The sequence below is a fragment of the Corallococcus aberystwythensis genome (assembly GCF_003612165.1).
Lineage (GTDB): Bacteria > Myxococcota > Myxococcia > Myxococcales > Myxococcaceae > Corallococcus > Corallococcus aberystwythensis.
In genome coordinates, this window is record NZ_RAWK01000053.1 from 33,087 (window position 1) to 42,670 (window position 9,584).

The following is a 9,584-nucleotide window of genomic DNA, read 5'->3' on the forward strand; positions in this document are numbered from 1 at the left end:
AACGAAGGGCTTGGCAGGGGCGACGGAGACGGGCTTCTCGGCAGAGGGGGCGGTGACGGGCGGAGCGGCGGAAGTGACGGAGACCACCGCAGCGGCAGGCGCAGCGGAGACCGCCGGAGTGGCAGGCGCTACGGAGACGGCCGACGCGGCAGGCGCAGCGGAAACCGCCGGAGTGGCAGGCGCTACGGAGACGGCCGACGCGGCAGGCGCAGCGGAGACCGCTGGAGCAGCCGAAACGCGCGGAGAGGCAGGCGCGGCGGCGCCAGCTGCCGGCACCGCCGTGGGTGAGACGGAAACGGCGGGAGGGTGCATGGCCGCTCGGGACGGGCGCTCCGCCCCACGGGGAGATATCGCCTCGGATACGAGCGCCCGGGCCGTGGGCGGGACGGTGGGCCGCTCGGCGTGGCGGATGATCTGGGTGAGCGCGGCCGTGCCGCGGACCGGCGTCAGCGCGGCGCCCCGCCTCGTGGCAGGGGCCGCCGCCCGGGCGGGCTGCGCCGCGGAACGGGCCAGGGTGCGGGTCCGGCGAGGCTCCATGGCGTCCTCAGGACAGCAAGAAGTGGCGTGACGTCGGGCGGCGGCTCATAGCGTCTTGCCCTCTTTCTGGTACTCCCGGCGGACGCCCTCGTGGAGATCCGCCAGGAGAATTTCGCGGCTCTGGCGCTGGAGCGCCATGAGCGAGCAGTAGCGCACGACGTTGAGAATGGAGCCCCCCGCGAGCTCGTAGCGCTCGGCCACCTCGTGGAGGTTGAGGCCGGGCTCGAGGGTGCAGACAGGAGAGAAGGCGTTGCGCCACAGCCGCTGGCGCTCGGCGGGCTTGGGCATGGGGAAGTGCACCACCGACTGGAAGCGGCGGAGGAAGGCGTCGTCCAGGTTGGCCTTGAGGTTCGAAGCGAGGATGACGAGCCCCTCGAACGCCTCCAGGCGCTGGAGGAGGTAGGCGACCTCCTGGTTCGCGTAGCGGTCATGCGCGCTGGAGAGCCCCGTGCGCTTGCCGAAGAGTGCGTCCGCCTCGTCGAAGAAGAGGATGCACTCCTGCTTCTCGGCGTGCTGGAAGACGCTCTCCAGGTTCTTCTCCGTCTCGCCAATGTATTTGGACACCACCAGCGAGAGGTCCACCCGGAAGACATCCCGCCGCGCCTGCCGGCCGAGCAGCGCCGCTGTGAGCGTCTTGCCCGTCCCAGGCGGCCCGTGGAAAAGGCACCGGTAGCCAGGGCCCAGCTTGCGCCCCAGTCCCCACGCGTGGAGCAGCGTGTGCCCGGAGTCCATCCAGGCGCGCACCTCCGCGACCTGGTTGAGCACGTAGGGCTCCAGCACGAGTTCGTCCCAGGTCAGCTCGCAGGTGAGCCGCCGGGCGGGGAAGGCGGGACCAAAAGAGGGGCGCCGCGCGCGGCCGAGGGTGAGCCGGTCCACGAGCTCCACGGAGGCCGCCAGCCGGGCCGAGCCCAGGGTGTCGGACCCGGGCTGGGGCTCCAGGCGCAGCAGGTGCGACTGGAAGAGGGGATGGCCGCTGTCGAGCAGCGTGCTGGCCACCAGCCGCGCGTGCAGCGCATCGCCCGCGAGGAGGAAGAGCGCCGTTTCCGCGGTAGGCAGGAAGCCGCCGTGGGGGGCCACCACTCCGCCGAACTCGGTGAAGGGGCGCTCCAGCACGGCGTTGCGGCTCAGGAAGACGTCCAGGGCCTGGGGCCGGACGTGCGGCGCCAGCGCGAGCGCGACGAGGATGCGCTCGGAGGGCGTGAGGCGGTGCTCCTGGAGGAGGCGGGCGTAGGCTGATCCGGGCGTCCGGGGATCGGGAGGCGGCAGCGCGGCGGGGGAGTCGACGAGGCATTCCTGGCCGCAGTGCAGGCGGATGCGCGCGTCGACGACGCGCTGGAGCCAGTCCAGCTCCGCCTCCAGCGCCGCCGCGTTGGCTCGGAGTTCCTCGCTCATCGCTCCACCTGAAGCAGCCCCCTCATCCACGACAGGCGGATGTGGGAAATCCCCCAAGGCAACCGCTCCAACAGCATGTCGTAGGGCTTCGCCTCCAGGCGCAGCACCCAGCCCCGCTCGTCGCGCCGCAGCAGGCCCTTGCGTTGGAGGAAGGCGTCACGGAGCCCCCGCGTCGAGGTGTTCTTCAGGACCGTCCACTGCGACACCACGTGCTGAAGCAGCGCCTCGCCCTCGGCGCGCTCTGCTTCGGTAGGGCCCCCCAGCCGGGGCACCACCTCCTCCAGGGGGATGCCGCACAGCACCTTGCTCAGGGGCATGCGGTGCTCGTCCTCCGCGCCGTCTTCGTGGACGAGCCACTGCGACAGGCACACCGCCCTGCATTGGGCCTCGAAGTCGCGGAACACCTTGCCCTCGAGGAGGCCCACGGCATCGAAGAACGTCTTGAGGAACGGGTGGAGCAGGACGAGCCCGGCGTTGTCCACCGGGAGGCCCTGCTGGAGGAGTGCCTCCGCGGCGAGGCCCGCGTGGGCTCGGGGCAGAGCCGTGGGGTCCGGGCGAACGGAGGGCGCGCGGGGGACCGAGCCGGCGCGCGGCCCCGCTGGCGGGAGCGGCCGGGTGCCAGGGAGCGGAGGCGGGGCCCTGAGCTCGCTCGACGTCTCCGGGGGGCCTGGCGTCGCCTCCACGCCCCTCGCGACGGCCTCGGTGGGGTGAGGCCGCTCCATCCAGTGGGCCTGCTGCCCGCGCTCCACGCGGGGCGGCTGAAACGTCACCGGAGGCCTCGGCTCCTCATGCACCGAGGCCTGCGGGAGCAACACCTCCCGGTGAGGTGCCGCGTGCCCGGCCGCGCGTGCTGGCGCGCCCGGCGGGGACGATGCCCGCTCTTCCCGCGCCGCAGGGGACTCCTTCGGAGGAGGCAGCGCCTCCGCCACCAATGACTCCCCGGCAGGGTCCGCTTCCCTGGGAGCTTCCGATGCGCGCGCGGGAGCCGCGAGGGCAAGAGCGGAGGGCACTTGTTGGCGCCAGGGTGCCCGGACCGTCCGCGGGTCGGAGCCCTGCGCAACGGCGGTCCTCTGCGCGACCTCCAGCACGGCGTCGGCATGCAGCGAGCCCGGCCGCGACGCGAGCGCCACCGGCAGCAGCGTCTCCACCAGCAACCGCCGCCAGGAAAGGACGGGCACTCCAGGCGGAGCCGTCCCCAGCACCGTGGCGAGGACGGCCTCCACCCCCTCCTCGCGCGCCAGCACCTCCAGCAACGTCAGGGCCGTGGACGCGGGAAGCTGCCCCAACACCCGCTGGGCCATGCGCACGGCCCCGTCATGGCCTCGGAGCCACGGGGCCACACCTCCGGACGGGCGCTTCAGCAGGGCCAGGAGCCGAGCGTTGAGCTCCGCGCCGTCCAGGCCCTCGGCCCACCAGGGCACCATGCCTGTCTCCAGGAACACCCGCAGCAGCTCCTCATCGGATGCCTCCGGAGAGAGCTCCTCCAGTCCCGCGTCCCGCGCTCCAGAGGCGGTTGCCCCCGTGCCTCCGGGAGTGGCCGCCGGCACGGACGTCCTGGCCCGCCGCAGCACCTCCCGGAGGGCCTCGCGCAGCCGGGTGGCGAGCGTTTCCACGTCCAGCCCGCGCAGTGCTCCCAGGTCCAGCACGAGCCGCTCCCAGCGCAGATGCGCGGCGCCGGGCACCAGTTCGTCGAACACCCGCTCGAGAATGAGCGGAAGCTCCTCACGGCAGACGCGGCTCACCTCGCTCTGCATGGAGAAGGGTTCGCCTCCTCCGTGGAGCTCCAGCTCCACGATCTGGCGGTGGATGAGGTGGCCCATGAGCACCGCTAGAGATCCACGAGGATGCTGCTGAAATCGAGGACGATGCGGCCCGTGCCCTTCGCTCCCGTCACGGTGTCCCGCACCGAGTAGGTGACGAGCTCGACCTCTTTTTCGCGGTGCTCCTCCTTGGATGACTTGGGCGATTTGCTGCGCGACGGCTTGAAGTAGATGGGGCCCCGGTCGGCATTGAGGGTCAGCGTTCCGAGTTCCGGCCGGCTCATGGGGTCGATGGTTTCGACGATGACGTCTGGCATGTCCTTGAGCGGGAGCTCGATGGCCGTGGAGACCAGCCGGAGCCGGTTGATCTTCACGGTCACCTCCCGAAGCTCGATGGGCGCGAGCTTCTCCTCGAGCAGGATGACGATGGTCCCGTCGACAGTCCGGTTGCTCTCGATGTTGCGCAGGGTGTAGCTGATGTCCGCGCGCTTCTTCTGGGCGAATCCCGCCCGAGCCTGGAAGCGGATCTCCTTGCCGGTCTTCTCCACCGTCGCCACGCCCAGGGCTTCTTCGGTGACGGCGGCGGAGACCACCACCATGCTGACGGGCACGGCCGCGGGCGGAGCGATGATCAGCACCGCCTTGGCCTCCGCGGTCCGCCGTCTGATGTCCGCCGGCTTCGGGAGCGGGCTGTCGTTGATGAGCGCGAGGAACACCTTCCCGAGCGCCGTCTTCTCCGAGCCCCTGGCCTGGACGAGGTACTCGAAGGTGTATTCCTGCCGGTCGAAGAGCGCGGGTCTGGCCTCGATGCGCAGCTTGCCGCCGGGGTCCTCCACCTTGAGGGTTGCCAGGTCGCCCGGGTCCGTGACGATGGCGCGGACGAAGACGTTGCCCGCGACGGCCTCGGGAATGCTGAGCGTCTTGTTCGGCTCCACGAAGGACAGCGTCTCGTAGAGGTCCGCCGGGGGCGGCAGCGAGTCCTGGACGCGCAGCAGCATGGGGCCGCAGGGGTCGCAGCAGGTATAGGACAGGGCGAAGTCCGCCTTCACCAGGCCGTCCTCATACGCGATGACGAAGGTGCCTCCCCTAGGCACACCGCCCAGGTGCTCCAGGGAGGGGTGCGCGTCGAGGAACGCGCTGAAAAACAGCCGTCGCTTCTGCGCCTCGCGCCGCGCGTCGAAGCCCTGCTTCAGCGTGGCCAGCAGTTCCACCCGGCAGAGGCCCTGAATCACCTGCAGGTGCTGGAGTTGCTGAATCTGCCCGGGCGTCAGCGGCTCATTGGAGAGGAGCTTGGACTCCAGCGTGCTGGCCGTCTTCTTGAGCTCCGTGAGGTTCCTGCGCAGCTTCTCCAGGTCCAGGTCGGCGAGGTCCGTCGGCAGCATCGTGAGCGCCTGTCCGAGCAGCAGCGCCAGCCGGGCCGGCAGGCCAATGTGCTGGACGAACTCGGCCTTGCCAGCCGCGGTCCAGATGCTCGCGAGGTTCAGCAGGTCGAACCGGTCAGGGGCCTCCTTCGGGTCGACCTGTCCAATGAAGTCCTGGATGTACTCCTTGATGGTCTTTCGCGGCACGTCGAAGCGGTAGGGCGGCCTTGAGGCGGGCGAGGCCCGGGAGGGCGCCATCGGCCCGGACGCGGCGTCCTGGCGGATGTTGAGATCCTGTTCCAGCTCAAGGTTGGCCTGGACCTCCACGAAGATGCGGTCGCCGACCCAGCTTCCGGCGGAGGACTGGAGGACGTAGGCGCCCTCGGGCAACTCCAGCTCGAAGTGGCCCTCATTGTCCGCGGTGACGGTCTGCCCCGTGTCCAGCACCGTGAGGCGCAACGGGTCGTGGATTTCGGGCAGATCGGCAGACTTCGTGATGCGTCCCTTCACCTTGCCGCGCTCGGTAGGGGGCGGTGTGAGCTCCTCGAAGTACTGCTTCTCGCGCTCCAGCAGGCAGCGGTACTCCTCGCGCAGCCCGTCGTAGACGGCCTCCAGGTCGGCGGAGCGGCAGTCCTTGTCGAGCTCCCCTTGGGTGACGGCGTCGTCGAAGGCGACGGCCACCACCTGGAAGGGGAGCCCGAACGCGCGCCGCTGCTCCTCCAGGTACGCGAGGACATCGTCCACCCGCTGCTCCAGGTGGCCCTCGATGCGGAAGAACGCCGCGCCGTCATGCTCGTAGCGCAGCGGATCCACCACCATGCCGCGGCGCGAGTAGTGCTCGGCCGAATACGAGAGCATGGTGTCCTGCCAGCCGAAGCGGGTGAGGTCGTAGCTCCAGTGGTCCAACAGGGACGGGGAGCCACCGGCCAGGGAGTAGTGGTGGGGCAGGGTGCGCTCCCCGAGCGGCGCGCGGGGCCCCGCGTCGGGGGTGATGGCGATCCGCGAGCCGGGCGCCCAGGAGAACTTCTCCACCTGGAGGATGAGCCGCTGGAGGAGGCACGCGGCCCGCTCCCGCAGCTCCGCCTGGTTGCCCACGGCGGGCGAGGGCAGGAAGGGGTGGCGGTGGCGTCCAGGCGGCCGGGGCACCCGGGCCGGCCGGTAGGAGGCCGCGAGGTTATCCTCCAGCTCGCCCAGCAACAGGTGCTGCGCGAAGAGGTCCTCGTCCGGGCAGCAGCGGCTGCCCATCCGCGCGGCCACCTCGGCCAGCTCGGCGTACGCGGCCGATAGCTCCTTCACCCAGTCGTAGAGGTACTGCACACCCCTGCCGTCCTTGAGAAACATCTGCTGGGCGGCCCTCAGACGGCCGGCCACCGTCTCGGAGAGGGCCACCGTGCCGAGCGCGGGCTGGAGCCGCTCGATGGACTTCTCCAGCGCCTCGCTCAACGGCCTCACCACCTCCACCACGCTGGCGGTGAAGGCGCTCACCACGTCCGCGTAGTTCAGCTTGCCGAAGGGGTATTCCCGATCGGAGAAGCCGGGCCGGGGCACCCGGAGCGTGACGGGAGGCGCCGGCGGCGTGAAGGTGACGTCCTCGGAAAGGGCCAGCTTGAGCGCGTCCTGCCGTGCCACCACCAGCAGCCGGGGCGTGAGGTAGCGTCGGCGCCCCTTCTCGTTGCAGTCGTTCTCCACGCACGAGCGCAGGTCCTTCTCCTGGCGCTCGAGGTAGAGCACCGCGACGCGCTCACGCAGGAAGTCGGGCGCATCGCCGATGCGCGTGACGCCGGGAGTGGGGGCCTGGGGCGTCTCCACCAGCTCCCAGAGTGGGAAGTCCAGCTTGCGCGCGCCGGTGAAGTACTGGCCGGCGTCGGTGTACTCGCGGCGGTGCGTGAAGGCGGTGTCCTCCTCCACCACCAGCAGCTCGCCCTGCGTCGTCACTCCACAGCCCCGGCCCACCACCACGCGCTCGCGCAGGTCGCTGCGCGGCTCCAGGCCACAGACGATGCCCACGCCCAGCAGCCGCGTGCGCGAGACGCGGTCCTCGCGGTCGAGGTACTCCACGACTTCATTGAGGTGCGCGTCCGTGAGGACCTGATTGGGCGAGAACCGGGGATAGGACTTGACCATCGGTCACTCCTCTTCAAGGGGCATGGTGCCAAGCTGGGTGCGTCCGAGGAGCAGGGGGTTCTCCCCGAGGTCCTCCTGGCAGTTGTGCAGCGTGGCGGTCGGGTAGACGGGGCGTAGCGACTCCAGCGTTTCCACCAGGGCGTTGTGGCGCTGCACCAGGCGCTCCGGGTCGGGCTGGGCCTGGGCCCGCTCCAGCAGCCAGGGCAGCAGCGCGGTCTCGAAGCGGCGCATCTGCTCGAGGTCGACCCAGCAGAACTTCAGGTGGACATGCGCGGGAGCCTCCAGCCGGGCCGTCTGCTCCAGGAAGGCGCGGAAGGAGAGCCGGGTGAAGCGTCCCAGCCACGCGGGGAGGACGAGCGTGGCGCGGAAGGTGTACGGGTCCGCGTCCTCCGGACAGGGCTCGCAGTCCGGGTCCAGCGTCACCGCGAGCAGCTTCGCCGCCGGGGACACCGGCCGCAGCAGGAGGTGCTCCACCAGGTGCATGCCCTCGCGCTCCCGCACGTCCTCCAGGGTCGCGAGGATGTGCGCGATGGCGGCCTCGGCGGCCTCGCTCGTGGCGAAGGACTCGATGCGGCGGGCAATCACCTCGCCGGACGGGTTGTGCAGGTTGAAGGAGTGACGGCCCTGGGCGTCCTGCTGGAGGGCGTAGCGCTCCGGTTGGGACGCGTACGCATCCAGCTGGAGCAGTCCGGCCCGGGCGGCAGCGAGGTCCGTGTAGCGGGTGCTGCCGCTGAGGAGGATCTTCCCGTTCGGGTCGCGCAGCCGGATGCCGTACCCGGTGACGTTGCCCGCGTCCTGCTTCTGGTGGAGCTCCAGGCGGCTGGCGAGGTCCCTGCGCTCGCAGCGGTGGATGCCCAGCAGGCCGCACAGGCGCCGCTCCAGGCCGGACACGTTGTCGCTCGGCCAGAGGTTGTTGGCGTCCCCGGTGTCGAAGCCCTTGCCGCGCTCGGCGCTCACCCGGGGGTAGGCGCGCAGGAAGGCCGCCTTCTCCGCCGCCAGGTCGCGCTCCGTCCCCAGCTCGCGGTCCAGGGTGGCCATCACCGCCGCGTACTCGGCGAAGCGCTCGTTGAAGCGCGCGAGCAGGTGGTCAAGCATCCGGTTGCGGCGCGCCGTGTACGCCTCCTCGTCCTCCGCCAGCGTGTCGCGAGGCGCCTGGGTGGCGGCGTAGCCCTCCTGGAACAGCTCGGAGAACTCCGGGCGCAGGTGCAGCGGCTCCGAGAAGAGGGTGCGCTGCGCGCCTTCGTCCAGGGAGAAGCGCTCCCGCAGGTGCGCGAGCTGCGCCAGGTAGTTGGCCAGCAGCTGATCGAAGAAGAGCAGGTAGGTCTTGAGCTGCCGGGCCTGGGCGTGGCGCAGGGAACCCGCGGAGTCCGGCAGGCCCTCGGGACCGATGCCGTAGACGCGCGGCAGGTCATGCTGGACGGACCGGTAGTCATCCAGGCCCTGCCAGGTGCCCGGAGGCGGCGCGAGGTCCACCGGCGTCCCCCGCGGGCGGGTGACGTCGCGCAGGCCCTCCTTTTCGGCGAAGAACGTCAGCTTGTGGCGCGTCTCCTCCGGGTTGGCGGAGAAGGGGATGCCACGCTTGAAGAAGACGAACCGGCAACGGTCCGGTGAGAGGCGTGGCAAGGCACCCGGCTCCAGCACGATCCTCCAAGGCTCGCCCGTGACCAGCACCCGCCCGTCCTCGTCATGCGCGGACAGGGTGAAGGAGCGGACGGCCACCACGCCCTCCACCTCCATGAAAGCGCTCAGCAGGTCCGAGCCATGGACCTCGGTGCGCAGCTCAGAGGCGGCGAGATCCTCGTCGAGCAGGAAGCCGTGGCGCAGCGCGGGCCCTTCGAAAAGCCGCTCCACCGGCAGTCCCCGGGCGAGCAGCTCCGCGAGCGAGTGGAAGCGCACGGGCGGGGCCAGCAGGCGCGTCGCGACGAGCAGGAGCTGGGCCAGCACGGCCTCCAGGTCCGCATCCGGCGTGACGTCCACGTCGGCGCAGAGGGCAATCTCCTCGAAGCGGGCGGCGGTGGGCTCATTGAAGTCCTCGCAGAGGTTGCGGTGGGCCTGGAGCGTGCGGATGCCGCGGCCCGCGGTGGCGAGGGCCTCGCGCAGCCGCAGCCGGTAGGCCTGCACGGGGTTGGCCGGACTGGCCCGCTCCAGCTCCTTCACGATGAAGTCCCGCCAGGCGGCGATGGAGCCTCGGGTCTCCGAGCGCAGCAGGACGCGGACGGGGACCTTCCGGGTGGCCACGCCGCCCGCCACCGGGACGTCCACCTGGACGTTGGCCTCCAGGGTGCGGTCGTCGATGACGTGGACGTCGTCCGCCTTGAGGGCCCGCGTCTCGGGGGGGGCCAGCCAGGGGTCATCCCAGGCGAGGGGCGGCTGCTGGATGGCGGCCTCGACGCGCCACGCGTCCCAGGGG

4 protein-coding genes are annotated in these 9,584 nt (G+C 71.1%); all 4 read right to left on the minus strand.

Going from position 1 to position 9,584, the window contains the following annotated elements; genetic code table 11:
* Window positions 1–582 precede the first annotated feature (582 nt).
* Complete coding sequence (locus D7W81_RS11110) at window positions 583–1,929, minus strand: ATP-binding protein (RefSeq protein ID WP_120555325.1); 1,347 nt, start codon at window positions 1,927–1,929, stop codon at window positions 583–585.
* The gene (locus tag D7W81_RS11115) at window positions 1,926–3,749 is read right to left on the minus strand and encodes a contractile injection system tape measure protein (protein ID WP_244227137.1); all 1,824 of its coding nucleotides are present in this window, start codon (window positions 3,747–3,749) and stop codon (window positions 1,926–1,928) included. Before D7W81_RS11115 ends, D7W81_RS11110 begins: the two co-directional genes overlap by 4 nt.
* An 8-nt stretch (window positions 3,750–3,757) precedes the next feature.
* The gene (locus D7W81_RS11120) at window positions 3,758–7,174 is read right to left on the minus strand and encodes a hypothetical protein (RefSeq protein ID WP_120555327.1); all 3,417 of its coding nucleotides are present in this window, start codon (window positions 7,172–7,174) and stop codon (window positions 3,758–3,760) included.
* Between the two features lie 3 nt (window positions 7,175–7,177).
* Window positions 7,178–9,584, minus strand: a 2,407-nt coding sequence (locus tag D7W81_RS42315) for a baseplate wedge protein (protein ID WP_120555328.1), incomplete at its 5' end; no start/stop codon positions are given.